Origin of the sequence: Streptomyces sp. NPDC079020 (genome assembly GCF_044542225.1) — a bacterium.
Classification (GTDB): domain Bacteria; phylum Actinomycetota; class Actinomycetes; order Streptomycetales; family Streptomycetaceae; genus Streptomyces.
In genome coordinates, this window is sequence record NZ_JBITUB010000018.1 from 17349 (window position 1) to 43322 (window position 25974).

At 69.8% G+C, this 25974-nt stretch carries 22 protein-coding genes; 7 read left to right on the forward strand and 15 right to left on the reverse strand.

Features of this window, described 5'->3' with window-relative positions; translation table 11 throughout:
- Positions 1–288: 288 nt before the first annotated feature.
- Positions 289–1257, forward strand: coding sequence for a WD40 repeat domain-containing protein (locus tag ACIGJO_RS29960; RefSeq protein WP_399963453.1), 969 nt, complete (start codon positions 289–291; stop codon positions 1255–1257).
- Positions 1258–1726: 469 nt separating this feature from the next.
- Here the strand turns inward: ACIGJO_RS29960 and ACIGJO_RS29965 are convergent, their stop codons facing one another.
- On the reverse strand, positions 1727–2320 hold the full coding sequence (locus ACIGJO_RS29965) for a helix-turn-helix domain-containing protein (RefSeq protein ID WP_399963455.1): 594 nt from the start codon (positions 2318–2320) through the stop codon (positions 1727–1729).
- Between the two features lie 99 nt (positions 2321–2419).
- Between ACIGJO_RS29965 and ACIGJO_RS29970 the strand changes: the two genes are divergently transcribed.
- Together ACIGJO_RS29970 and ACIGJO_RS29975 are read left to right on the forward strand one after the other, a co-directional pair.
- Entirely contained in the window at positions 2420–3160 is a 741-nt protein-coding gene (locus tag ACIGJO_RS29970; protein ID WP_399963457.1) for a nitroreductase family protein, read from the forward strand.
- Between the two features lie 37 nt (positions 3161–3197).
- Positions 3198–3809: a group II intron maturase-specific domain-containing protein gene (locus ACIGJO_RS29975; protein WP_399963459.1), complete on the forward strand. Its 612-nt coding sequence runs from the start codon at positions 3198–3200 to the stop codon at positions 3807–3809.
- Here the strand turns inward: ACIGJO_RS29975 and ACIGJO_RS29980 are convergent.
- The 4 genes from ACIGJO_RS29980 to ACIGJO_RS29995 all read right to left on the reverse strand — a co-directional run bounded on the left by ACIGJO_RS29980 (position 3799) and on the right by ACIGJO_RS29995 (position 6662).
- Positions 3799–4740, reverse strand: coding sequence for an IS5 family transposase (locus ACIGJO_RS29980; protein ID WP_399963461.1), 942 nt, complete (start codon positions 4738–4740; stop codon positions 3799–3801). The genes ACIGJO_RS29975 and ACIGJO_RS29980 overlap by 11 nt on opposite strands.
- A 353-nt stretch (positions 4741–5093) precedes the next feature.
- A complete protein-coding gene (locus ACIGJO_RS29985) occupies positions 5094–5660 on the reverse strand; it encodes a dihydrofolate reductase family protein (protein ID WP_399963463.1) in 567 nt (188 codons plus the stop codon).
- Between the two features lie 412 nt (positions 5661–6072).
- On the reverse strand, positions 6073–6420 hold the full coding sequence (locus ACIGJO_RS29990; RefSeq protein ID WP_399963465.1) for a DUF6233 domain-containing protein: 348 nt from the start codon (positions 6418–6420) through the stop codon (positions 6073–6075).
- Between the two features lie 41 nt (positions 6421–6461).
- A complete protein-coding gene (locus ACIGJO_RS29995) occupies positions 6462–6662 on the reverse strand; it encodes a hypothetical protein (RefSeq protein WP_399963467.1) in 201 nt (66 codons plus the stop codon).
- Between the two features lie 580 nt (positions 6663–7242).
- Here ACIGJO_RS29995 and uvrA point away from each other — a divergent pair.
- Together uvrA and ACIGJO_RS30005 are read left to right on the forward strand one after the other, a co-directional pair.
- Positions 7243–10089, forward strand: a complete 2847-nt coding sequence (uvrA, locus tag ACIGJO_RS30000) for an excinuclease ABC subunit UvrA (protein ID WP_399963469.1) — start codon at positions 7243–7245, stop codon at positions 10087–10089.
- On the forward strand, positions 10086–11093 hold the full coding sequence (locus tag ACIGJO_RS30005; RefSeq protein WP_399963471.1) for an RNA polymerase sigma factor: 1008 nt from the start codon (positions 10086–10088) through the stop codon (positions 11091–11093). Before uvrA ends, ACIGJO_RS30005 begins: the two co-directional genes overlap by 4 nt.
- 400 nt (positions 11094–11493) lie before the next feature.
- On the opposite strand, the gene ACIGJO_RS30010 is transcribed toward ACIGJO_RS30005, so the two are convergent.
- From ACIGJO_RS30010 to ACIGJO_RS30035, 6 genes are all read right to left on the reverse strand, one after another.
- Complete coding sequence (locus ACIGJO_RS30010) at positions 11494–12255, reverse strand: aminoglycoside adenylyltransferase family protein (protein ID WP_399963473.1); 762 nt, start codon at positions 12253–12255, stop codon at positions 11494–11496.
- 475 nt (positions 12256–12730) lie between these two features.
- Positions 12731–12994: a metal-sensitive transcriptional regulator gene (locus ACIGJO_RS30015; protein ID WP_399963475.1), complete on the reverse strand. Its 264-nt coding sequence runs from the start codon at positions 12992–12994 to the stop codon at positions 12731–12733.
- 46 nt (positions 12995–13040) lie between these two features.
- Positions 13041–13967 (reverse strand): sulfite exporter TauE/SafE family protein, encoded by a 927-nt coding sequence (locus ACIGJO_RS30020; RefSeq protein WP_399963477.1) that lies wholly within the window; start codon positions 13965–13967, stop codon positions 13041–13043.
- On the reverse strand, positions 13964–14548 hold the full coding sequence (locus ACIGJO_RS30025; RefSeq protein WP_399963479.1) for a rhodanese-like domain-containing protein: 585 nt from the start codon (positions 14546–14548) through the stop codon (positions 13964–13966). The genes ACIGJO_RS30020 and ACIGJO_RS30025 overlap by 4 nt, the downstream gene beginning before the upstream one ends.
- A gap of 98 nt (positions 14549–14646) precedes the next feature.
- A complete protein-coding gene (locus ACIGJO_RS30030) occupies positions 14647–16035 on the reverse strand; it encodes a rhodanese-like domain-containing protein (protein ID WP_399963481.1) in 1389 nt (462 codons plus the stop codon).
- Between the two features lie 102 nt (positions 16036–16137).
- Entirely contained in the window at positions 16138–16461 is a 324-nt protein-coding gene (locus tag ACIGJO_RS30035; protein ID WP_399963483.1) for a rhodanese-like domain-containing protein, read from the reverse strand.
- Positions 16462–16696: 235 nt separating this feature from the next.
- Between ACIGJO_RS30035 and ACIGJO_RS30040 the strand changes: the two genes are divergently transcribed.
- Entirely contained in the window at positions 16697–17980 is a 1284-nt protein-coding gene (locus tag ACIGJO_RS30040) for an MFS transporter (protein ID WP_399963485.1), read from the forward strand.
- 531 nt (positions 17981–18511) lie between these two features.
- On the opposite strand, the gene ACIGJO_RS30045 is transcribed toward ACIGJO_RS30040, so the two are convergent.
- Positions 18512–20218: a hypothetical protein gene (locus ACIGJO_RS30045; RefSeq protein WP_399963487.1), complete on the reverse strand. Its 1707-nt coding sequence runs from the start codon at positions 20216–20218 to the stop codon at positions 18512–18514.
- A gap of 331 nt (positions 20219–20549) precedes the next feature.
- Here ACIGJO_RS30045 and ACIGJO_RS30050 point away from each other — a divergent pair, with 331 nt between their 5' ends.
- Positions 20550–21509, forward strand: coding sequence for an MFS transporter (locus ACIGJO_RS30050; RefSeq protein ID WP_399963489.1), 960 nt, complete (start codon positions 20550–20552; stop codon positions 21507–21509).
- A gap of 578 nt (positions 21510–22087) precedes the next feature.
- Here the strand turns inward: ACIGJO_RS30050 and ACIGJO_RS30055 are convergent.
- The 3 genes from ACIGJO_RS30055 to ACIGJO_RS30065 all read right to left on the reverse strand — a co-directional run bounded on the left by ACIGJO_RS30055 (position 22088) and on the right by ACIGJO_RS30065 (position 25902).
- Positions 22088–23362: an APC family permease gene (locus ACIGJO_RS30055; protein WP_399963491.1), complete on the reverse strand. Its 1275-nt coding sequence runs from the start codon at positions 23360–23362 to the stop codon at positions 22088–22090.
- 143 nt (positions 23363–23505) lie between these two features.
- Entirely contained in the window at positions 23506–23634 is a 129-nt protein-coding gene (locus tag ACIGJO_RS30060; protein WP_399963493.1) for a hypothetical protein, read from the reverse strand.
- 294 nt (positions 23635–23928) lie between these two features.
- Complete coding sequence (locus ACIGJO_RS30065; protein ID WP_399963495.1) at positions 23929–25902, reverse strand: heavy metal translocating P-type ATPase; 1974 nt, start codon at positions 25900–25902, stop codon at positions 23929–23931.
- Positions 25903–25974 lie beyond the last annotated feature (72 nt).

The following is a 25974-nucleotide window of genomic DNA, read 5'->3' on the forward strand; positions in this document are numbered from 1 at the left end:
GCCCCCGACGGGCCGGTCCGCAGGCACGACTGCCACCTGCGGCCGCAACCGTCGAGAGCGACAACCGAGCAGTCATGCGGCAGGAGTCCTTGGATGACCACTGCGCACGGGCACCAGGACGAGGACTAGGAAATGGCCACGCTCCTGAGACAGGGGCGTGGCCGTTGGTGTGAGGCCGGCCGGACATCCACAGGCACCAAATCCCTTTCGCTGTCCCTGGGTTGAACGCACACAAGCGGATCCGAAGGACGCACACTGCCCTCTGCTGGGGAGCGATATCGTGTCCGGATGACCCCCAATCAGTCAGACAGCGGCCGCCGGACGGGTGTTTGCCAGGTGACCCTCAACGGGCACTCCGACGCTGTCCGGAGCGTGGCGTTCAGCCCTGACGGGCGGACGTTGGCCACTGCGAGTGACGACGCCACCGTGCGGCTGTGGGATCTCGCCAGCGGCTCGGGTGTTCTTCTGGCCGGCCATGACATCGAGGTCTACAGCCTTGCCTTCAGCCCCGACGGGCGCCTTCTCGCGACGGGTGGACTGGATCACACGGTGTGTCTGTGGGCAACGGACACCCACGAGCGCGTCGACATTTTCACCCCGGACGCAGACGAGATCTACCGGGTTGCTTTCAGCCCCGACGGGCGCCTTCTCGCGGCCGGAGGCAACGACGACCGGGTGCCGATGTGGGACGTGGCCAAACGCGAGCCGGCTGTAGCCACCATCAACCGCACCGGCGGTCGCATCCAGGCTCTGGCGTTCAGTCCCGACGGGAGGACACTCGCGACCGGAGTCGACGGATGCGGCTGTTGCGGCGACGAGCCGGTGGTCCGGCTCTGGGGCGTGGACTCGGGCGAACTGGTGACGACCGTCATCGACGCCGACCACCCTGCCGAGGTTCACGCCGCGGCATTCAGCCCGGACGGACGGCTCCTCGCCACCGGCGGCAAGGGAGGTTACGTTCGCCTGTGGGAGGCGGAATGGAACGCGAGCGGAGCGCTCGCGACGCTCCGAGCCGGCGCGTTGCTCGTCGGGCACGTCGGCCTGGTGGGCGAGTTGGCGTTCCGGCCCGACGGCCGGATCCTCGCCAGCGCGAGCCGGGACGGTACGGCCCAGCTGTGGGACCCGGCTACCGGTGATCCGACGATCACCCTTGCCGGACACGTCGGCGAGGTGCACAGTGTGGCGTTCAGCCCCGATGGGCAGACCATCGCCACAGCGGGCAACGACGGCTCCGCACGACTGTGGACGCTGCCTTGACCGTGCGCGAGTGGATGGAACGGCTGGGGGCCGAAGCAGGTTCGTGACGCCCCTTGGCGGCGGCGCAGCATGCTGGTCACGCCTGAAGGAATGACACCGATCCGAGACAGCCGCTGGCCGACACGTCGTGAGACTGGTGAGGAACGTCCAGGTCACAGCGTCGGCAGATGACACTGAAAGTGAGAACCTGCACCTGTAGGTCTCAGATCTCGCGGCACAATCTCAGCCCCGATGACACATCGGTGGCACCTACGCCGTCTCCTTGAGGCTCACTGGTCGAGGAGTTCACTTTTTCGGGTGAGCGCGATTCCGGCCTGCTCCTCCCGCCAATGTTCCGCCGACGCCCTTGGCTGTGCGGTGCAGTTGCCCATCGGCTAGGGCCTGCTGCGAAAGGCCCGCCCTTCACTCGGTCGAGCGACGGGATCGTCGCATCAGGCGCCAGGCGTACCGGGCAACCCGGCGGGGCCGGTCAGATCGTGGTCGGCAGCGCGTTGGCCAGGAGGAGCTCCGCCGCCGTCCGCGCGTGCCGGCCGTAGTCCGCCTCGCCCAGCACCATGGCGCGGCTGGCGGCGCCGTCCGCGAGGGTCACGAGTTGCTCGGCGAGGACAGCGGGCTCGCGACAGCCCAGTTCGGCTACGAGCTCGGCGACCAGTCGTACCATGAGCAGTTTCCGTTCGCGGGCGTAGGAGTGGACCGCGTTCTGTGGGTCGGGGAACTCCACCGCGGCGTCGATGAAGGGGCATCCACGCACGGGATCCGCGCCCGCCGGGAGCGGGTCGAACAGCGCGAGGATTCGCTCCCTGGCGGGGATGTCCTCGCGCACCAGCGTTCCCTCCAGGGTGTGCCCCGTCGAGGAGAGGTCCTTGAGGTGGGCGAGGACAAGCTCCTCCTTGCTCCGGAAGTGCGCGTAGAGGGTGCGCTTGGACACAGGCGCCCGCTCCGCGATCTGTTCCATGCCGGTCGCGTTGATCCCCTGGACCGCGAACAGTCCGGCCGCGGCGGCCAGGATGCGCTCCCGTCCCCCGCGCCCCTGTCGTCGAGACGCCGTCGTCACCGTTGCCATGACGTAAGTATACGTTCCCGTTTACTTCGCAGGTGCTCGCTGACTACAGTGCTCCAGGTAAACGATTCTGTTTACTTAATCGATCCTGAGGAGAGTTCCATGAGCGGTCCGGCCTTCACCCGGACGCGCACGAGCGAGGCGCCCACAGGCGGAACACGGACGGGCGGGACGCGAACGTGGGAGTACGCCGAGCAGTTGATCCGCGGGCGCCGCGCGACCCGCGCGTTCCGTCCCGACCCGGTGCCCGAGGACACTCTGCGCGCCGTCTTCTCCCTGGCCGGCGCCGCGCCGTCCAACTCCAACGCACAGCCGTGGCGGGTCGAGGTGGCCGGCGGCGCACGGCGAGACCGTCTGGCCCACGCCCTGCGAACGGTCCACGCCGAGCGACGCATCACGGCCGACTACCCGTACCCCGAGGACATGTACGCCCCCGTCCACCAGGAACGGCGGGCCGCCTTCGGTGCCGATCTGTACGGAGCGCTGGGCATCGGCCCCGAGGACCACCCGGCCCGCGCGGCCTACGACGCGGAGAGCCTGGGATTCTACGGGGCACCCCATGCCGCGTTCCTGTTCGTCACCGGCGACGGGGGGCCGCGACTGGCCGCCGACGGCGGCGCCTACCTGCAGACGCTGCTGCTGGCCATGACCGCGTACGGCGTGGCCAGTTGCCCGCAGGGCCTGCTCAGCTTCTACGCCGACACCGTCCGCGACCAACTTGGAGTGGACGAGGGGAAGCTGCTCGTGGGGATCTCCTTCGGCTACGCCGACGAGAACGCGCCGGTGAACCGGGTCGCGACCGGCCGGGCGACGCTGGAGGCAACTACCACATTCCACGTCTAGGGCCTGGTGTGAAAGTGCTGGTCACAGCCACCGGGGATTGCCCAACTACCGGCTGGTCCGGTATGCGGATGATTTCCTCGTACTCGTCTTCGGGCGCCGTGAGCATGCCGAGGAACTACGCGACGAGGTCGCGGAGGCATTGAAGCCGATGGGCCTTCGCCTGTCGGTGGAGAAGACAAAGATCACACACATTGACGAGGGCCTTGATTTTCTCGGATGGCGCATCCAGCGCCACCGGAAACTGGGCACTGACCGGCAGTACATCTACACCTATCCGGCACGGAAATCAGTACGCTCCGTCACGGGCAAGGTGAAGGAACTGACCGGACGGCAGAACGTCGGCTTGTCGCTGGAGTCCTTGCTCCACCGACTGAACTCGGTGTTGCGACGATGGTGCGCGTACTTCCGCCCCGGAGTGTCGAACGTCGCTTTCTGTTACCTCAGCCACTACACGTGGATGAGGGTGACACGATGGATCCGACGCAAGCACCCCGGGATCACTTGGAAGCAGCTCCGTCGACGTTATTACGGCGGCGGCTGGTGGCCGGTCATGGAGGAAGCGGAACTGTTCAACCCGGCAAAGGTAAGCACGACCAGATACCGATACCGGGGAACACTCATACCGACCCCGTGGCCCACTACGGCATGAGGAACTGAACACCCCGAAACGGGATTTGTGGAGAGCCCGGTGCTCGGAGACGGGCACGCCGGGTTCGGGAGGCGGCTCGGGGAAACCCACTGGTGGAAACACCAGCAGGGCGCCCCGAGTCGACCTCACCGACGGCCCGGTGGCGCTGGAGCCGGTTGATCCCGCACTCGACCGCGTGCCGCTGCCTGTAGTCGTCGTTGTCGAATCTCGACGGCCGTCCGCCACGCGATCCATGCTCGAGGCGGTTGCGGACACGGTCCGCCGGTACCGGGATGGTGGCTTTGATCCCGCGTCTGCGCGGGTAGGAGCGGATTGCCGCGGGAGTCGTACGCCTTGTCGGCCCGCACCCGGTCCGGTCGCTCGCGCGGCCTGCCGGTCCCGGCCTCGGAACCCGGATGGCCTCCAATACCGCTTCGAACTGCGGGAAGTCGCCCCGCTGCCCGCCCGTGACCACGACGGACAAGGGCTTCTGCCCCTGCTCGACCGCGAGGTGGATCTTGCTGGTCGGTCCTCCGCGCGAGCGTCCGAGGCCATGGTCGGCGGGCTCGACGAAGATCCCGCCGGGCGGTTCCTTCTGAAAGTCCCCTCTTTTCGCTGCCCCGGCAGCGTGCTGGTGGGCCCGGCAGACAGTCGAGTCGACGCCTACGTCCCAGGCGATCAGGCCCGTTACGTCCGCCTCGGCGTGGAGCCGGGTGAGGATCCTTGCCCAGGTGCCGTCCCGCTGCCTGCGTCGAAACAGGTCATGGACCCGGACCCACGGCCCATAACGTTCGGGCACGTCCCGCCAAGGCGCACCGGACCGGGTCCCCCACCGGATGCCGTCCATCAGCTGCCGCCGCGTCCACAGCTGCGGCCGCCCCGGCTTGATGCCCCGCGACAGCAACGGCTCCAGCCGGACCCACTGGCCGTTCGTCAGATCCCCACGCCCCACAGAACGTGATCACCAACGAACGAGATCCACTTTCGCAACAGACCCGGCTGCGCGATGGACGGCGCCACTGCGACGGTCGGCATCCGCCAGCAGCATGGTGTTCACGTGGAAGGCCGGGACCGGAGTACGGCGCCTGTCGACCATTTGCAGTCGGCTCGTCCGTGGCGAACGCTCGGTTGGGCTGGCTGGTGGGCCTTCATGAGAAGTCGATCCCGAAGCCCGACGGCACAGCGGCGCGCAGCGCCTCCTTGAGGGTCGGCGGTCGGGCCGGCGGGTGGGAGCGCTGAGGTTCTGCTGCCCGCACCGCTGCGCACATCACTTCGCGACAGCCCCCAGCGCGTGGGGGCTGCTGCTCAGCGCCTCGTCTCGTACCTGGTCAGGACCACGCCGCCGGGAAACGTCCGCGTCTCCACCAGGTTCAGGTTCACCCAGCTGTCCAGTGCGGTGAAGAACGGCGTGCCGCTGCCCACCAGGACCGGATGGGCGGCGATCACATACTCGTCGATCAGCCCGGCGCGCATGGCCGCCCCGGCGAGCGTCGCGCCGCCGATGTTCATCGGACCGCCGTCCTCGGCCTTGAGCCGGGTGATCTCGGCGATCGCGTCGCCGGTGACCAGGCGGGTGTTCCAGTCGACCGTGTCGATCGTCGAGGAGAACACCACCTTCGGCGTGTCCCGCCAGTTCCGCGCGAACTCGATCTCCGCCGGGGTGGCGTCGGGCTGCTGGTCGCCGGTCGGCCAGTAGGAGCTCATCGTCTCCCACAGCTTGCGCCCATACAGGGACAGGCCACTCGCCTGCTCGTGGTCGAGCCACCACTGGAACAACTCGTCGCTCGGCGGTCCGCTCCAGCCGATGTCGTCGCCGACCGCGGCGATGTAGCCGTCCAGGGTCAGGTTCATGCCGTAGATCAGTTTCCGCATGGCCCAGCCTTCCGTCCGTGGATGTCCGCCGTATGGACCAGCGCGGCGCGGGAAACTCATCGGTGCGCGATCCGGGCTCGCCGGCAGTCCTCGTGCTCGGAGCTCAGCGTGGCGTACGCGGCCAGCTCGGGCAAGCCGCCCGATCTCGACCTTGCCCTCGCGACGGAGAGCCACGGTTCTGAGACTGATCATGGGTGACAAGGCCGTGAGACGGCCAAAACGCCCAGGTCACACACGATCGACAACTCACGAGCGGCGAGGTGCTCCAGGACCGGGAAACAAAACCAGAAAGAAAGGAATCCGGCCGCCACCCGTACTCCGATCCTCACGCGCCACCCAGACCACCGCATCCGGGCCCGCCGACGGCCCGCCCCTCCTCGGCCGGCACAAGAAGAACACCCACCGGCAAGCGCTACAGCATGCCCAGCTGTATGTCCGCACGGCAGTGAGTACACACCCGGATACCCTCCGCCAGAGCGCCCTGCGCCTGCTCCCGGCTGATCACCTTGAGCCGGTCCCCCGCCGCGCAACACCCTCCGATGTGGACCGCCGCTACCGGAGCACCGACACCGATACCGTGCTCCATCACCCAGTCGGGAACGGGAGGACGCGCCTGCTCACCCCGCCGCTCCTCCCGCTCCCGCAGTTCAACCACTGCGATGACCCTGTCGATCTCGGCGGCCCACAGGGCGTGCCAGGTCCGCGGTGTCCGCAGCCGCGGCAGGTCGGCCGGGAGGACGGGGATGCCGGAATCGGGCACGGCTGCGCCGCCCCCATCCCTGGCCTGCCCCTGGGCGTCCTTCAGCGCGGTACGGGCCTTCCCCGGTCGGGGCCGCTCAGCGTCTCCCCGTACGGATGCGTGACCACGGTGGTGCCGAGCTCCAGCAGACGGCGCCCGTACCCGGCGAGCCGCTCCGCCTGCCCGTCGGTGTAGCCAGAGCGGTCCTCCTTGGCGGACCGGCAACCGCTGTGGAGCTGCTTCTCCGCCTCCCACCCGGGCATCGACGCGGGACTCCGCCCAGCGTCCGCAGGGCGTGGACATGCCCTTCGAAGAACGCCTCCAGCGGAGCCTTGCCGGACTCGACCAGGAGATCGGGCTTCCGGGCCGCGATGCAGTAGCGGCCATCCCGTAGGAGACGTCCGCACCGTGCTCCTCGACCAGCCGGGGCACAGATCGGATCAGACGCGACACGGCGGTGGGCCGGCCAGGACAACCGTGGCGCACTGGGTGCCCGGGCGCTGCCACGGTCCGGTCGCCGGGCCCGATGGCGTCAGGCCGTCTCGGGATGCCCGCATACCGGGCCGACAACAGCTCCATTAGCTGTCGACCATGCGGTCCAATCACCTACCGGCACTCGGAATTAGCTTTATTGCTCACAGCTCCGGCGGGAAGTCAAGCGCATGCCATACAGCGCTTCCCACCCCTTCAGGATCAGCCTCCATTTCCTTTGCTCACACAATTGACTTTCCTGTCAAGGGCGATCTTCACCACAGCGGAACGGGGATGAACAACGGCCACGACCAGTAATGTTGCGGTGTTACGGTTGGCCTCGGACAGCTCTCAACACCTGAGGTTCACGAAATGAGAAATCGACTCGTCGTCAAGGGCGCCCGTCAGCACAATCTCCGTGACGTTTCCGTCGATCTCCCCCGAGCCGCGCTGATCGCATTCACGGGTGTATCCGGGTCCGGAAAGTCAAGCCTGGCGTTCGACACCATATTCGCCGAGGGCCAGCGGCGTTATGTCGAATCCCTTTCGGCATATGCGCGGCAGTTTCTCGGGCAGCTCGACAAGCCCGACGTCGACACCGTGGAGGGCCTGTCCCCGGCGATCGCCATCGACCAGAAGACGTCGAGTCACAACCCGCGCTCCACGGTCGGCACCGTCACCGAGGTCTACGACCGCCTGCGGCTGCTGTACGCCAGGATCGGACACCCCCACTGCCCCGAGTGCGGGGAACCGGTGAGCCGGCAGACACCGCAGCGCATCGTCGATCTACTGCTGGACGAAGAGGAGGGGACCCGTTTCCAGCTGCTGGCCCCGGTCGTCCGCGACCGCAAGGGCGAACATGCCGACATCTTCCGACGGTTGTCCGCCGACGGCTTCAGCCGGGTCCGGGTGGACGGAACGGTCTTCGCGCTGGCCACACCGCCCGCGCTGGACAAGCGCAAGAAGCACAACATCGACGTGCTCGTGGACCGGCTGGTCGTCAAACCGGGTGGCCGACAGCGACTGACGGAATCCGTGGAGACCGCCCTGGGCCTCGGCTGCGGTGTGCTCCGGGTCCAGTTCGTGGACCGTGAAGCCGGTTCCACCGGGCGCGAGCTGGTCTTCTCCGAGGCAATGGCCTGCCCGCACTCCCACGACATCGGCGTGGAGTCGCTGGAGCCCCGGCTGTTCTCCTTCAACGCGCCCTGGGGCGCCTGCCCCACCTGCACCGGCCTCGGCTCGGGCATGGAGGTCGACCCTTCTCTCGTCGTGCCGGACGACACGAAGTCTCTTGCCGAGGGAGCCATCGCCCCGTGGACCAACACCAGCGGCGCCGACTACTTCACCCGCCTGCTCGAAGCCCTGGCCGCCGACGCCGACTTCAGCACCGCCACCCCCTGGCGCGAACTCCCCGTCAGCATAAGGAAGATGGTGCTGTATGGCGCGGATCGGCAACTGCACCTCGCGTACCAGAACCGGTTCGGCCGTGATCGCTCGCACCTGGCCCGCTACGAGGGCGTGATCCCGCACATCGAGCGGCGCCATGCCGAAGGCATCGCGTCCGGAACAGCCACCCGGTTCGCCGGGTACATGCGCGAGGTGCCCTGCGGAGCCTGCGGGGGCGCCAGGCTCGCCCCGGGGGTGCTGGCGGTCACCGTCGGCGGCCGCAGCATCGCTCAGACCTCCGCGCTGCCGCTCGGTGAACTCGCCTCATTTGTCGAGAAGTTGGAGCTGAATGAGAGCGAGCGGCGAATCGCCGAGGCCGTGCTTTCGGAGATCGGTGAGCGGCTGCGCTCCCTGCTGGACGTCGGCCTGGACTACCTGTCGCTCGACCGGCCCGCCGCCTCCCTCTCCGGCGGCGAGGCGCAACGGATCCGGTTGGCGACCCAGATCGGAGCGGGGCTGACCGGTGTTCTCTACGTCCTGGACGAACCGTCCATCGGCCTGCACCAGCGCGATAACCAGCGGCTCATCGAGACCTTGAAGCGGCTGCGCGACCGAGGCAACACGGTGATCGTGGTCGAGCACGACGAGGAGACCCTTCGGGTCGCCGACTGGGTGGTGGACATCGGTCCCGGCGCCGGCACGCACGGCGGCCGGATCGTGTGCTCGGGCACAGTGCAAGAGCTGTCGGAGCACCCGGAGTCCGTCACCGGTGCCTATCTCTCCGGGCGCCGCACGATCCCCCTGCCCGCGCAGCGCAGAGAGCCGACGACGGGCCGTGCCCTCACTGTGCACGAGGCAACCGAGCACAACCTGCGCAAGGTGACGGTGTCCTTCCCGCTCGGGGTGTTCACCGTGGTGACCGGCGTCTCCGGCTCCGGTAAGTCCACCCTGGTCAACGACATCCTGCACACCGCCGTGGACCAGCGCATCCACCGCGCCCACAAGGTGCCCGGACGGCACCGCACCCTCACCGGCATCGAGCACATCGACAAGGTGGTCCAGGTGGACCAGTCGCCGATCGGCCGCAGTCCCCGCTCCAACCCGGCGACGTACACGGGCGTCTTCGACCATCTGCGCAAGCTGTTCGCGCAGACCCCGGAGGCGAAGGTCCGCGGCTACCAGCCCGGCCGGTTCTCCTTCAACGTCAAGGGCGGCCGCTGCGAGCACTGTTACGGCGACGGAACCATCAAGGTGGAGATGACTTTCCTCCCCGACGTGTACGTCCCGTGCGAGGTCTGCGACGGCGCCCAGTACAACCGCGAGACCCTCGACGTGCACTACAAGGGCAGGTCCATCGCCGACGTCCTCTCCATGACCGTGGCCGACGCCCTGGACTTCTTCGGCAGCCATCAGATCATCTCCCGGCATCTGCGGTCCCTGGACGACGTCGGGCTCGGCTACGTGAAGCTCGGCCAGGCCGCCACCACCCTGTCCGGCGGTGAGGCACAGCGCGTCAAGCTCGCCGCCGAACTCCAGCGACGTACCCGCGGACGAACCCTCTACGTCCTGGACGAACCCACGACCGGCCTCCACGCCGCCGACGTCGACCGGCTGCTGACCGCGCTCCAAGGCCTGGTCGACGGCGGCAACACAGTCGTCGTCATCGAGCACAACCTCGACATGGTCAAGTCGGCCGACTGGCTGATCGACATGGGGCCGGAGGGCGGCCTGCGGGGCGGACAGGTCATCGCCGAAGGCACTCCGGAACAGATCGCGGTCGATCCCCGTTCGCACACCGGACGATTCCTGCGCCCCCTGCTGGAGCCGCGGTGAACGCCACACATGTGCGGGCACAGGAGGAACTCCTGCTCGCGGAGGACGACGAGACCGATGCCCCCGCTCCCCGGCTCACCTCCGGTGGCGGCACGATCGACCCGGTGAAGGACTATTTGCGGCTCATTGCCCGGGTCCGGCTGCTGACTGCCGAGCAGGAGGTGGAACTGGCCAAGCGCATCGAAGCCGGTGTGTACGCCGAGTACCTCCTTGCCGAAGCCCCCACGCCGGACCCGCACTCGCGCCGGGAACTGGTTCTGCTCGCCGAGGACGGCCACCGCGCGAAGAACCACCTCACCGAGGCCAACCTCCGCCTGGTGGTCTCGGTCGCCAAGCGCTACACCGGACGCGGACTGCTGTTCCTGGACCTGATCCAGGAAGGCAACACGGGGCTCATCAGGGCGGTGGAGAAGTTCGACTACGCCAAGGGCTTCAAGTTCTCCACGTACGCGACCTGGTGGATCAAGCAGGCGGTGACCCGAGCGCTCGCCGACAAAAGCCGTACCATCCGCATTCCGGTTCACGCCGTGGAGATCATCAACCGTGTGGCGCAAGTCCGGCGCGAGCTGATTCAGGACACCGGGGCCGAGCCCACCCCTGAGGAACTGGCCGAGAAGGCGGGCATCCCGGTGGATCGGCTGGCCAAACTCAATTCCTACACCAAGGAACCGGTGTCGTTGGACAGCGAACTGTCCGACGAAGGCGATACCTCGTTCGGTGATCTCATCGTGGACAGCGACTCGCCCTCCCCCTGGGACGTGGTCACCTTCGGCCTCCTCCAGCAGACGATCCAGACCGTCTTGGCGGGGATGACACCTCGCGAGGCCGGCATCATCTCCCTGCGGTTCGGCCTCTCCGGCGGCCGTCCGCGCACCCTGGAGGAGATCGGACAGGTCTACGGAGTGACCCGCGAGCGCATTCGTCAGATCGAGGCCAAGACGATGAGCAAGCTGCGCCACCCGTCGCGTTCGCAGCTTTTGCGCGATTACCTCGGCGACGGGTGACAGGAGTGTGCTCGTCGGCCGGCCGACGCTGGCCGGCCGGCAAGCCGGTCGCTCCGCTTCCTGGCATTCGCGCAGAGTGCGCTGTCGTTCGCGCCGGGCAGCATGCTGATCGCGCGGCCGACGGCTGTCTGAACCGAGCACCACGGCAAGCCGCTCCAGGATCGCCGGCCCTCACCCCTGATCCGGAACGCATACGAACCCCACGGACAGGAACACCCACCTCGAACTGTGTCCGGACCGAGCCGCCGCCGACGATGGTGCCCGGCCCGCGCACCCCCGAGGACCAGTCGGCGGCGGCCCGCACCTGACCGGGGCACGGCGCTGTCGGTATCTGCCGTCGCGGCCCGGCGTGGCCGCTCACCAACACTGCCGGTGGAGTGAGTGAGCGCCCGGGAGCGGTTCACGCCTGTCGGCGCAGGTGGTCGATGCGAGTGAGCACGTCGTCCACGTGCGGGCGCACCTGGGCCTTCAGCCCTTCGCTCCAGACCTCGTCCTGATAGTGACAGGTGAGGTACAAGTTCCTGGCGTGCTCCAGGACAGTACGGTGTTCCGGGGGCAGACGGGCCATGGCCCAGTCGGCGGCGGCGTCCTTGGTCCTGATCTCCCCCGTGGCGAGGGTGGTCCAGACGCGGGCGAGGGTCAGCAGGACGTTGCGGGTGTCATCGTCCAGGCCGGCCAGGAGTTCGGGGATTCCCGCAACGCTCGCCCGGACGAGATCGGCGTGCGGTACCGGATCCAGGAGCTCGGCGGGAGGCGGCCCGGTCAGGGGGTGATCGCCTGCCAGGGCCGCCGTGAGAACCAGGGCCAGGTCCGGCACCGGGCCGGGCTGCGGAGAACCGCCCGTCCGGAATTCGTCGCGCAGCCACTCGCCGTAGAGGAAGTCTCCGGTCGGCGGGAAGCTCCAGGGGCGGACCTCGGACTGAACGACGACAGTGAGTTCGACCGGCCGGACGGTGGGCGTGAGGCCGGAGATCTCCAGCAAACCCTCAACGAGCGCCCGCCTCTTCGGCTCTTCAAGACTCCGCCGTGTGACGGCCAGAACGTCCAGGTCGCTGGCCGGGGCGAGACCTCCGAGCACGGCGGAACCGTGGAGATACGTCCCCAGGAGCTCCGTCCCCACGACGTCACGGACGAGTCCGACGGTCTGCTCAAGCTGATCCATCACATGAGTATCGGACACCCCCCGCTCGCAGGCACGGCCACCGACGTACCTGCTCAACGATGCTCTGCCGCAAACGCCGGTTCAGCCCCGCCGGGCCGGCCGGGGCCTACTGGACGACGCGCGGCGACCGCGTCGACGCCCGAGCGGCGGACTCATACAGCGACTCCCTCGCGTCTTCTTCCGCAAGGTGCCGTCCAAGCGCCACGGAGCAGCGGCCGGGTTCTCTACGAGGACCTCGGTACGGTCCGGCGGCGCCGACTGCCGCTCGGTGCCGGCTGTCGGATCGCATGCGATCCAGCAGCAATCGATACCGACCGTCACTGGACGTGCCGGTACTGCCCGATGGCGCGGGTCCGGCGAGCGGGACGGAGAGGTGTATTCCTCCTGTTCCCTGCCGGACGGCGGGTCACGAGACAACCGACCGGAACAGCCCGTCCGGCCGGCACATGATGATGTGGCGGCCGGGCGGAAGGGGTCAGGCGAGAGTGAGGAAGAGTTTCTCCAGCTCCTCCTGCGTCATGGGTGGAGTGTCCGAGTCGTCGGCGAGGCACTGGCGCATTCCGCTCGCCACGATCTTGAACCCGGCCCGGTCCAGGGCCCGGGACACGGCGGCCAGCTGGGTCACGACGTCCTTGCAGTCACGGCCGGCCTCGACCATCGTGATCACTGCGGCCAGCTGTCCCTGCGCCCGTCGCAGACGGTTCAGGACTGGCCGTACGGTTTCTTCGTCTACCTGCACGAGTTCCTCCTCAACCCCCTCACAAGAATACCCCAGGGGGTATAAATCAGGACTTTACCGCGTGGTGCCCGTGTCCCTCCCTCCGCGTGGAGGGCTGCGGCACGGAGACAGCCTCTTGCGGGCGCGGTGAGCGTCGGGCCCGCCGGAGCCGGGCGGCGAGCGCGGCGAGCAGGGCGGCGCCGAGCGCGGCCCAGGTGGCCGGGTGGGCCCAGACGGCGGTGTCGAGCTGCTGGGCGAGGACGAAGACGCCCATGACCACGACGAACCAGCCGAACACCGTGCGCAGCGCGTCCTGCGGGATGCGGTCGGCGAGTCGGCCGCCGACCAGGCTGCCGACCACCGCGGCGGCGGTCACGATCAGGGCGAGTCGCCAGTCGATCTCGACGCCGGAGAGGTGCCCGGCGAGGCCGGCGAAGGACTTCATCGCGATGACGAGGAGCGAGGTGCCGACCGCGATGCCCATCGGCAGCCCGCCGAGGATGGCGAGGGCGGGGACGACGAGGAATCCGCCGCCGGAGCCCACCAGCCCCGTCACCGCGCCGACGACGAGCCCCTCCACCGCGATGTGCTTCAGGGGCAGATCGTGGTGCGCGGGCCGCGCCTTCTTCTTCTCGCCGTTCCGGGGCTTGCGGAGCATCGCGACCGCCGTGGCCAGCATCATCAGGGCGAAGGCGACGAGCAGGACCGTGCCGGGGATGTACTCGGCCAGCCGGCCGCCGCCGTACGCGCCGACCATGCTGAAGGCGCCGAAGAGCAGGCCGGTCCGCCAGCGCACCCGATGCGCCCTCGCGTGCGGGATCAGCGCGGCGAGGCTGGTGACGCCGACCACGAACAGCGACGTGGCGATGGCCTCCTTGGTGCCCTGTCCGGCCAGGTAGACCAGGATCGGTACGGTCAGGATGGACCCGCCGCCGCCGAGGATGCCGAGGCTGACGCCGACGAGCAGGGACGCCGCGAGGACCAGGGCGGTCACGAGGTGCTCCGCAGCCCCGCGATCACCGTACGGATGTCGGTGCGCGGCCCGCGGTTGTAGGGCAGCTTGGACAGCAGGACGCCCATGGCGCAGGAGTTGCTGACGGCCGCGTAGGTCAGGCCCGCCCCGACCGCGGTGCCGATCAGGTGGGCACCCGGGACGAACACCCCGACGAGGCCGGTGGCCAGGACGATCGAGCCGGCCACGAGCCGCACCTGGCGCTCCATGTCCCATCGCTCCGGCCCGCGGTTCACCGGCGCTCCGGCCGCCTCCCAGGCGACGATGCCGCCCTCCAGGACGCGCAGGTTCGGCAGCCCGGCCTCGGACAGGGCCTTCTCGGCCTCCGCGGCGCGCTGCCCGGAGCGGCAGACGAGCACGACGTCCTCGTCCAGGTGGGCCAGAAGCTCGGCTCGGTGCTCACGCAAGGTATTCAGGGGCACGTTGTACGAGCCGGGGATGTGCGCCGTTCGGAACTCGCCGGGCGTCCGCACGTCGAGCAGTCGCGGCGCGTGCCCTTCCTGGACAAGCCGGTGCAGCACTGCGGCACTGAGGGAGGAAGCGGGGGCGGGGGTGGTGCTCATGGGATTCCTTCTCATGGTCCACATAAACCCAGGGGGGTATATGTGAGAGCTGGTGGGACCCGGGGGGATTACGGGCCCCGGGGGTCGGACCGCGCCGGTCAGACGCTCGCTGTCTCGGCCGCGAGGGCCCAGGCGGCGTAGCCGCCGAGGATGTCGGAGACGTCGGCGAAGCCGCGGTGGCGCAGGAGACTGGCGGCGATGGAGGAGCGGTGGCCACCGGCGCAGTGCAGGACGAGGGGCCGGTCGGCGGGCAAGTCGCCGGTGCGGGAGGGCAGTTCGCTGAGCGGGAGGTGCAGAGCCTCCGGGATGAAGCCGTTGGCCTCGCGCTCGCCGCAGGTGCGCACGTCCACCACGAGCGGCGGGTTCTCCCCGGCCAGGGCGGCCTTCAGGTGCGCGGCGGTGACCCGGCTCGCGGGAAGGACCTCGTCTGCCAGGGCCTCCAGGGCGTCCTCGGGGTTGCGGACGTAGCCCACGGCGCGGTCGAAGCCAATGCGTGCGAGGCGGGTGACGACCTCCTCCTCCCGGTTCTGCGGGGCCATGACGACCAGTTCCCCGGCCGGGTCCAGTACGGTGCCGGCCTGCTCGGCGAACCGCCCGTCGGCGGGCACGTTCACCGCTCCGCGCAGGTGACCGGCCGCGAACTCCTGCGGGTCGCGGGCGTCCACGACGATCGCGCCGGCGGCACGCAGTCCGGTGAACTCGGCGAGCGTCAGCGGCCGGGGGGCCGTCGTGGCGTCGTAGCGGGCGCGGTCCTTGCGGTTGAGCTCGGCGTCGTAGGCGAAGTAGCCCGGCGCGGCGGACTGGCCGGCGGTGACAAGCGCGACGAACTCTTCGCGGGGCATGGGGGCGCAGGCGTAGTTGGTGGCGCGCTGCTCACCTATGGTGGACTGCTTCTCGGTGGACAGGTTCTTGCCGCAGGCCGATCCTGCGCCGTGTGCGGGGAAGACCCGCACCTCGTCCGGCAGTCCCATCAGCTTGTTCTGCACACTGTCGTGGAGCATCGCGCCCAGCTCCTCGGCGGTCACGCCCACCGAGGCGAGCAGGTCGGGGCGCCCGACATCGCCGATGAACAGCGCGTCGCCGGTCAGGACGCCGTACGGGACCATGTCGTCGGCCCGCTCGTACACGAGGACGCTGATCGACTCCGGCGTGTGCCCGGGGGTCTCCAGGATCTCCAGGGTGACGTCACCGAGGGAGATCCGCTCCCCCTCGGCGAACGTACGGATCGGATACTCGGTCTCGGCCCGACGGCCGTACCCGATCCAGGCACCGGTCTCGTCCGCCATCTCCAGGTGCCCGGCGACGAAGTCCGCGTGGAAGTGCGTATTGATCACGCCGACCACCGTCAGGCCGTGCGCGGCGGCGTCGGCCAGGTACTCCGAGACGTCCCGGCGCGGGTCGACGACCACCGCCCGGCCGGTCTTCTCGTCGGCGATCATGTACGACGCCTGGGAGAGGCAGTCGAGGTAGTACTGGGTGAAGAACACGGCAATCCCTTCATCAGGAACGCACGCCCCGAAGTGGGCGCGAGTGCTGGGGTGTGGGGCGCCGGCCGGCCGCGATGGCAGGTCCGGGCCCCGGGGCAGGGTTCAGGCGGCGTGAGCGGCGTTGCCGCGCACAAGCGGCCGACCGGCGCGGGCCCAGGCCGCGGTGCCACCCGCGACGGAGACGGCGTCCACGCCGAGAGCCGCGAGCTGTTCGGCGGCCCGGGCGCTGCGGTTGCCGCTCGCGCAGATCACGTACACCGGCCGGTCGCCCGGCAGCTCTCCGAGAACGGACCCAAGGCCTGACAGCGGGGCGCTGAGTGCTCCCGGCACATGGCCTGTCGTGTACTCGTCGGGCTCGCGGACGTCGATGACGAACCCACCGTGAGCGAGCTTGGCCGCGAAGACGTCCACATCTGCTTCACGCATCGTTGTATCCCTTGCTTCAATACCCCCCCGGGTATTTACTTACTCGACCGTAGGACGGTTCGCGAGGGAAGTCAAATACCCCCCTGGGTATCCCGGATCACCAGGGGCATGCACGCAGGACCGCTCGATCCATATACGGGTGGGGGTATTCTGAAGTGCAGGTTTGAGGCGCGCAACAGCTCAGGGCGCGCCCAGCACCTTCCCCACCTCGTCAAGGCACGGAGGACATCCGCTCGTGAACGCCCTGCCTACGGCCACCGTGCCGACCGACGCCTCAGGGCGTCCCGTCCGGCTCGGCCTGCGGGAGAACCGGCTTCAGTTCTCCCTGCTCGTCGTCGTCAACGTCGCCGTGGGCGGTCTGGTCGGTCTGGAGCGCACCACGGTGCCACTGATCGGCACCGACACCTTCGGTCTGACGAGCGACCTGGCCGTCTTCTCCTTCATCATCGCCTTCGGCCTCACCAAGGCCCTCACCAACCTCGCCGCCGGAACACTGACGGCCCGCTTCCGCCGCAAGCAGCTCCTCATCGCCGGCTGGCTGATCGGCATCCCCGTACCCTTCGCGCTGGCCTGGGCGCCGTCCTGGGGGTGGGTCGTCGCCGCAAACGTCCTGCTCGGCCTCAACCAGGGCTTGACCTGGTCGATGACGGTCAACATGAAGATCGACCTCGTGGGGCCCGCTCGCAGGGGCCTGGCCACCGGGCTGAACGAGGCCGCCGGCTACACCGCCGTCGGTGCCACCGCCCTGCTCACCGGGTACCTCGCCACCTCCTACGGTCTTCGCCCCGTGCCGGAACTCATCGGCATCGTCTTCGTCGTCGCCGGCCTCGCCCTGACCCTCGTCGTCCGTGACACCGCCGCCCACGTAGCCCTCGAACTCGCCCAGCACACCAAGCCCCTGCCCAGCAACGAGGACACCGGCCTGAAGGCCACGTTCACCCGTACCTCCTGGCACGACCGCTCCCTGCGCGGCGCCAGCCAGGCCGGACTGATCAACAACCTCAATGACGGCCTCACCTGGGGCGTCTTCCCCCTGCTCTTCACCGACCACGGCCTCGGGCTGGCGGCCGTCGGCCTGATCAAGGGCCTCTACCCGATCCTGTGGGGTCTGGGGCAGATCCCCACCGGCCACCTCGCGGACCGCATCGGCCGCAAACCGCTCATCGTCTACGGCATGCTCGTCCAGGCCGCGGGCTTCGTCCTCGCCCTCGCCCTGCTCGACCGCCCGCTGCTCGCAGGCGTCCTGTCCGCGGTCTTCCTCGGCCTCGGCACCGCCATGGTCTACCCAGCCCTCATCGCCTCCATCTCCGACCACGCCCACCCGGCCTGGCGGGCCAACGCCCTCGGCACCTACCGGTTCTGGCGCGACATCGGCTACGCCGCCGGCGCCCTCGTCGCCGGAATCCTCGCCGACGCCCTCGGCCTGAACGCCACCGTCATCGCCGCCGCGGTACTTACCGCCGCTTCCGGGCTCCTCGCCGCCCGCTGGATCACCGAGCACCGGCCCGACACCCGATGAACGAGCAGCCCGTCCCGGCGGCTACCGGGCAGGTCTGGGTGACCCGCCACAGACACCGCGGCAACTCCCCCTCAGCCAGAGAAAAGCTGGGCGCTGTGGGTTCACAGGCATGCCCGAGCTGAGGCTGATACAGCGTTCAAGCGTCTCCGCATCCGCTGGAAACGGTGCGCAGACGTCCACGAAGCCCTCCTCTGGCTCGCCCGCTGCCTCATCACCCACCGACGGACGACTCATGGTGTCTGGTCCACAGTGGGTTGGTTGCCCGGACCTCATGGCAGGGCCCCCTGCGGAAACTCCGCGACGCGCGCACGCACGCGTGTGCTCAGTACGGCGGCTGCGGGCTCGAAACCGTCAAGGCAACAGGCGAAGCACACACCTCGCGGGCACCAGCTCGAATCGCCATGGTCGCGTCTCCGCCGGGTGGTCAGCGGGTGCGGCCGTTCGTCGGGGCGGCGCGGCACCGCGTCGGCCGAGAACCGTGGTGATCCCCGTCCGTACCGCCCGACTCGGGTGTGGTGATGCTCCGGCTGCTCACGCCTGCGTCTCCGGCGCTGCGGCCAGGCTCGCCTCGATGGCCTCCTCGTTCGACATCCCGCTCCGCGTCAGGTCGCGCGAGTGCCACGGATTGTCGCTGCTCGTCCAGGTGCGGTTGATTGCCTCCTGCAGTCGGGACAAAAAGGCCTCACCGTCGCGTTCGTACTGCCGCACCTCGGCGGCATCCAGGCGGATCAGTATCGACCGCTCCACGGCGCTGTACCAGCAGCGCGCGTTCATGAAGAGATGCTCGTCCCTGGAGAACAGCACCCAGGTGTTGCCGTCGGTCGCGATCTGTTCCGGGCGCTGCGCTTCCCGCGCGATCCGGGCGGCATCACCCCACCGCTCCACCGACGGGACCCGCTCCGGGGTTCGCCGACAGGTGTCGTTGATCGAGACGTATGCGAAAGTCGGGTCCGCGTCGCGATGCAGCGCGAAGAAGATGTGCCGGTGACAGACCGTGCATCCCAGCTGTGCCACGACGCGTTTCATCAGTCGGGAGTCGTACAGGCTGAGCATGTCGTCCAGCGCCACCCATTGGTGCGCCTGGCGGAGACGGCCTGCGGCGACCCCTTCGCGCAACGCCGCGATCGTTGCGTTCACGTCAACTCTGTCGGACGCCGATGCCGTCCTGATCAACATGCCCGCGCAGCCAGGGCAACGCTCGTCGGCAGGATCGGTCTTGGCGTACGTGTCCTCCGCTGTCATCTGGATGAGCTTCAGATGACCCGGCGCATCCTTCTTGGCCCACCCGTCGTAGAAGACCTTCACGAACCCGCCCCCGACGGGGTGGGTCGGGTTCGGGCCCGGGCGTCCGGCCATCGGCTCGCCGAGTGCCTCCTCGACCTGACTTCTTGAGGCGTCCCGGCTCAGCCCGGGGATCAGGGTGCCGAGCCCCGCGAAGCCGCGCGGCGCGGCCGCGGTGGGCTGGACATGGAAGAGGATCGCCGTCACCACCCCGTCCCGGAGCATGATCTCGCCGCCGGAGCCGAACGTGAGATACCGGTCGTGATGTGCGGGTGCACCGACCCCGAACTCGCTGATCACCGGGTTCGAGCCGAGCAGATCGATGGCACGTCGCACGGCCTCGTCGCGCTCGGCCATCAGGAGAGCTTCGCTGTACGGCCCGAAGGCCTGCCGCACCGCGGTTGCCCTGGCTGCTGCCCCGTGTTCCGCCTCCTGCGCACGCCGGGAGCGTTCCGCGTCGTTGATGATCAACGACTCAGCGCCGAACCACAGCCGCTTCTCGAACGCCTCACGGTCCCGGGAGCGTGTCAGATCCGCCTCGCACAACAACGCCAGTGAATCCCGGAGACCGCCCAGGAAACGCTTGTTCATCATGGTCAAGTACCGCTCGACCTCGGAATCGGTGCCATCGAGGATCGTGTCGATCACCCGCCGGCACTCTCCCGGCGGACGTGCCGGGGCGGCATCGGGGTGGAAAACAGCGAGTTCACCGAAGAGTACTGCGAAGACGGCCCAACGCCGAAGTGCGCTGCGGTCCGCAGCGGCGATGTGCCGTGCGGTCAGCGCGAAGCAGAAATGATCGTGCCGTCCGTCCCGGGCGACCCACACATTCAGCGTCCCGTGACCGTCCTTACGGACGTCGATGAACGGCTCGTCCTCACCCGGGTCGGGCAGCAGCCACATCCGCCGTACGCCCTTGGCGGGCGCCTGCACCTGCGGGCTTCGCTTGCTACTCATGGCTCCTCCTGGTGCATTTCACGCTCGCGCCGCTCCCTCTCCCCCGCGAGCTCCGGCCGCCTTCCTCGCGAGGTCCCGCCGCGTGCTTCGCGAGGAAGGCGCCTGCTTCGCGAAGTCCCGCCGCATCTCCGCGTCTCGACCCTAAGCGCCGGCGCCCAGACAGTCGCCGCTGGGCTCGGCATCGTGCCGGCGCGGCTCTGTACGGTTCGACGGCATCCTCGGTTGTTCTCGTCGATGACCACCGGAACACGGTCGAGTTCGGGTCGGCCGCCGGAGGCCCTCAGGAACACGGCAGAGGCGGCAGTGGCGTCGCACCGGTTGTGCGTGCGTCGTGCGCCAGCGCCTCCGCCAGCCGGAATCGGCCCTCCAGCCGGCCGGGACCCTGGTCGCTCAGGCCGTGGTGGGGGCGGCGTTCCTGCGGCGTCAGCGCGTGTCCCGGAACCCGATGATCGATCTCGGGCTCTTCCGCACCCGCCGGTTCAACGTGCCCCTGTTCATCGACGCCCTGGCCACGTTCGCCCTGGTCGGCTTCAACCTCTTCTCCTGGCAGTTCATGCAGCTCGTACTGGGCCTGGACCCCTTCGAAGCGGCCCTGTGGTCGTTGCCCACCTTCCTCGTGATGCCGCTCGGCATCACCCTGGCCACCGTGCTCGCCCCGCGTGTCGGCAAGCCCAACGTCATCGCCGCCGGCCTGCTCGTCGCGACCCTCGGTTTCGTCGTACTGGCCCTGATCCGGGGCGATTCGGGGGTCGTCCATCTGGCCGCGGGCCTGACGGTCGCCTCGCTCGGCATCGCCGCGGTCTCCGCGGTGGTCACCGAAGTGATCCTGTCCGCCGCCCCGCCGGAACGGGCCGGGGCCGCCTCCGCACTGGCGGAGACCTCCGCCGAGTTCGGCGGGGCGCTGGGCATCGCCGTCCTGGGCAGCATCGGCACCGTCGTCTACCGCGCTCAGATGGCGGCCGACGCCCCCGCCACCCTCACCAGCGGGCAGTTGGAGGCCGCGAGCGACACCCTCGGCGGCGCCCTCGGCACAGCCGCGAAGCTCCCGCCCGAGACCGCCGAGGCGGCGCGGGACGCGGCGTTCGACGCCTTCGCCCGGGAGACCCGGATCGCCGCGGTGGCCAGTGCGGTGCTGATGGCGGGGGGCGCGCTGCTCATCACGACCCTGCTCCGCTCCACACGCACCCCGTCCGCGGTCCCCTCCGGAGCTCACGAGGCTGCGCCGCAGGGCAGCGAAGGCCGGGGAAGCGACGACCAGCAGTCATCCGGAATCACACCTGCTCCCTCCTGAACAAGCCCTCGCAGGGGCAAGGCCTCCACCCGGAGCCGGGCCCCGGTCGGCGCGCGCTGCGGCCGGCACGGCCGCGGCCGTGCCGTCGTCCCGCACTGCGGTGGGTCCGTCGCCCCGGTCGCCTCGCACCGGTCCAGGAACCCCTTCGGTCATCCCAGGGACCCCTTCGGTCATCTGCTGCCCGAAGTGCTTGACTGTGAGTTTCCGAGGGTGCAGAACTTCTCTGCCGCCACCACATGCCGGTGCGGCCGGACCGTGTCCACCCGTACCAGGAGCCGTCCGGGCGCTCCGCCCGGTTCAGGACCGGGCAGCGCTGGTGCGGGAGGAGAAAGCCGTCGCGGTTTGCCGAAGCTCCGCAACGCCGCTGCGACCCGGGGCCGGCGCTTCCGCGCGCTCCCGGGCTGACGGCCACCACGGGGCCTCCGCGACCTCGTCCCGGCCTCCTCGAAGCGCGCGGGTTCGCGGATTCCTGTACTGGAGAAGCGCCGAAACGCCCCGCTACTGCCTTGGGCAGCCGTTCGCGGACGGGTTCGTCACGGACCCGGTGTGGGTCCAGCCCGGTGCGGTGGAGGAGACGGCTACCGCCAGCGGGCGGCCACACGGCGGATGCCGTACACGGCGGCACCGACGATGAGTACAGCGGTTCCGGTGGCCACGGAGGGCAGTGGGAGGGCGAGGGCCACGACGAGGCAGCCGACGAGGCCGACCGCGGGGATGATCCGGGCCGGACGGCCTTCGGCGGGGCTCAAGGTCCAGGCGGAGGCGTTGGCGATGGCGTAGTAGGCCAGCACCCCGAAGGAGGAGAACCCGATCGCTCCGCGTACGTCGGCGGTCGCGGCCGCTGCGGCGACAACGGCGCCGACAAGGAGTTCGGCCCGGTGAGGGACCTTGGACTTCGGGTGCACGGCGGCGAGGGCATGGGGCAGGTGGTGGTCGCGGGCCATGGCCAGGATGGTCCGGGAGACACCCAGGATGAGGGCGAGAAGGGAACCGAGGGCGGCGACGGCGGCGCCGATGCGTACGACGGGGACGAGCCGGTCGGCGCCGACCGCTCGCGCGGCGTCGGTCAGCGGTGCGCCCGCCGCGGCGAGACCGCCCGGGCCGAGGACCAGCAGGACGGAGACGGCGACGGTGGCGTAGACGAGGAGGGTGATGCCGAGCGCGATCGGGATGGTGCGCGGGATGGTGCGGGCCGGGTCGCGGACCTCTTCACCGAGGGTGGCGATGCGGGCGTAGCCGGCGAACGCGAAGAACAGCAGGCCCGCCGCCTGCAGCACCCCTCCGGCCGTCGCGTCGGAGCCGATGTCCAGGCGGGCCGCGTCCACGGCGCTGGAGCTGAGAGCGGCGACCACCACGGCGGCCAGCACCACGAGGACGATCGCCACGATGGCGCGGGTGAGGAGCGCGGATTTCTGGATTCCGGTGCAGTTGACCGCGGTCAGGGCAACGACGGCGGCGACGGCGATCGCGTGGGCGTGGCCCGGCCAGAGGTAGGTGCCGACGGTCAGGGCCATGGCCGCGCAGGAGGCGGTCTTGCCGACGACGAATGCCCAGCCTGCCAGGTAGCCCCAGAACTCGCCGAGGCGTTCCCGCCCGTAGACGTAGGTGCCGCCGGAGGCCGGGTAGAGGGCGGCGAGCCGGGCGGAGGCGGTGGCGTTGCAGTAGGCGATGACAGCGGCGAGGGCGAGGCCGAGCAGCAGGCCGGAGCCGGCCGCGCGGGCGGCCGGGGCCAGGGCGGCGAAGATGCCGGCGCCGATCATCGACCCCAGCCCGATCAGCACCGCGTCCGGCACCCCCAGGCGCCGCTGAAGCTCGTCCGGCAACCCGGATACGGGTGAGGGTGCGCTGCTCAAGTTCGTGGCTCCTTGCCGGACGCGCCCGCGGACATGTTCCACGGGCCGCGGGCACCATAAGGGACTGAATTGAACACCACATGGCTCGCCGGGCCCGCGGGACAGGGCCAGGTGACCGGCTGAGTGTGGGCGTTGACGGCGTTTCACTCGTCGTGGCGTCCGGCGCGGACGCGGCGGGACGGCTGGACGGCGTACGAGTCGAGGACGCCGGGCGGTTCGGCCGGGCCGGGGCCGCCCGCGCGGACCCAGGCGGTGATGCCGGCGGCGCCCATGGTCGTTGACCTGGCCGATCCGGACCGGGCGGCCGCCGGCCGCGTGTCCTTCGGCGGAGGGCTGGATGACGATGACGCCGGCGCGCTCGCAGGCATCGAGGCAGTCGGTGCGCCGGACCGCCGCGACGCCGGCGGGCGCGTGGCGCAGATGGGCGAGTTGGGCCTCGTGGTCCGGGCGGGGCACCTTGGGCGGGGTGCCGCAGCAGCATCCCCGGCAGACGGTGACGGTGCACCGGGCGGCGCCGACCGCCCCGGCGGGGGCGGAGACCGTACGGTCGCGGCCGGTGCGGCCGCTCACACGGCGTCCTGGCCGAGCGGGTTCGTCCAGGCTCGTTCGCGCAGCAGGCGAAGGCCGTTGAGGCCGACGACGACGGTGGAGCCTTCGTGTCCGGCGACGCCGAGCGGCAGAGGGAGCGTGCCGGTCAGGTCCCAGATCACGAGCCCGGCGATGAAGATCCCGGCGATGACCAGGTTCTGGATCACGAATCGGCGGGCCTTTCGGGACAGGTCCACGACGCCGGGGATGGTGGCGAGTTCGTCGCGGACGACGATGGCGTCGGCGGTCTCCAGGGCGAGGTCGGAGCCGGCCTTGCCCATGGCGATACCCGTGTGTGCGGCGGCCAGGGCGGGGGCGTCGTTGACGCTGTCACCGACGACCAGGACCCGCCGCCCCGCCGCCTCCCACTCCTTGACTGCGGTGACCTTGTCCTGGGGCAGGAGTCCGGCGCGGACGTCGCTGATACCGACCTGGGCGGCCAGGTAGCGGGCGGCGCGTTCATTGTCGCCGGTCAGCAGGACCGGGGTGCGGCCGGTCAGCTCGGTGAGTGCGGCGACGGTGGCGGCGGCATCCGGCCGCAGCCGGTCGGCGATGCCGATCACGCCGACGGGGGTGTCCTCGCGCAGGACCAGCACCGCGGTCTGCCCGGCCTCCTCCAGTTGCTCCACCGCTTCTGACGCGGTTTCGGTGGCGACCGGGAGGCGGCCGGGCGATCCGACCTCAACGGTGCGCCCTTCGACGGTGGCGCGCACACCCAGGCCGGGGGTGGAGGCGAAGTCGAGCGCTTCGGGCAGGTGCAACCGGCGTGCGCGGGCGGCGTCGACGACGGCGCGGGCGAGGGGGTGCTCGCTGGGGTGCTCGGCGGCGGCCGCCAGCGCGAGCAGCGCGTCCTCATCCAGCCCGGAACCGGGCAGAGGGCGGACGGCGGTGACGCGGGGGGCGCCCTCGGTGAGGGTGCCGGTCTTGTCCAGGGCGACGGCGTCGACCTGACCCAGGCGCTCCATGACGACGGCGGACTTGGTCAGCACTCCGTGGCGGCCCGCGTTGGCGATGGCGGACAGCAGCGGAGGCATCGTGGACAGCACCACCGCGCACGGCGAGGCGACGATCATGAAGGTCATCGCCCGGAGCAGGGCGGGCTGGAGTGCGGAGCCGAAGGCGAGGGGGATGGCGAAGACGGCGACGGTCGCGAGGACCATGCCGATGGAGTACCGCTGCTCGATCTTCTCGATGAACAGTTGGGTGGGGGCCTTGGTCCCGGAGGCTTCCTCGACCATTTTCACGATCCGCGCGATCACCGAATCGGACGGATCGCGCTCGACCCGCACGCGCAGGGCGCCGGTGCCGTTGACGGTGCCGGCGAACACCTCGTCCCCGGCTTGCTTCGCGACCGGCAGGGGCTCGCCGGTGATGGTGGCCTGATCGACATCGCTCGCCCCTTCCAGGATCAGGCCGTCGGCGCCGACCCGTTCGCCGGGCCGCACCAGGACGATGTCGCCGACTTTCAGGGACTCGGCGGCGATGATCTCCTCGCCGCCGTCCGGCAGCATCCGGGTCGCCGTGGAGGGCGCGAGGTCGAGCAGACCGCGCACGGAATCCGCCGTCCGCGCAGTCGCCATGGCTTCCAGGGCGCCGGAGGTCGCGAAGATGACGATCAGCAGCGCCCCGTCCACGACCTGCCCGATGGCCGCGGCGCCCAGGGCGGCGACCACCATCAGCAGATCCACGTCCAAGGTCTTGTCCTTCAGCGCCTTCAGGCCCTCCCACCCCGGCTCCCAGCCGCCTGTGATGTAGGTGGCGGCGAACAGCGGCGCCCACAGCCACACCGGAGCGCCGAGCAGGTTGAGCGGGAGGGCGATCAGGAAAAGGACCAGCGCGGCCAGCGCCCACCGGGCCTCCCGCAGTGCCAGCACCCGCGTACGCCGGCTGGAGGCCGCCGGGCGCGGCCCGGCCGCGGCCGGGGCGGGCCGCCGATCCAGGACAGAAGACATGACAGAACGACCCTTCGCGGTCGGACGGGGCAACAGCCCACCACACAGGAACACCTGAACAGTTCTTCATGT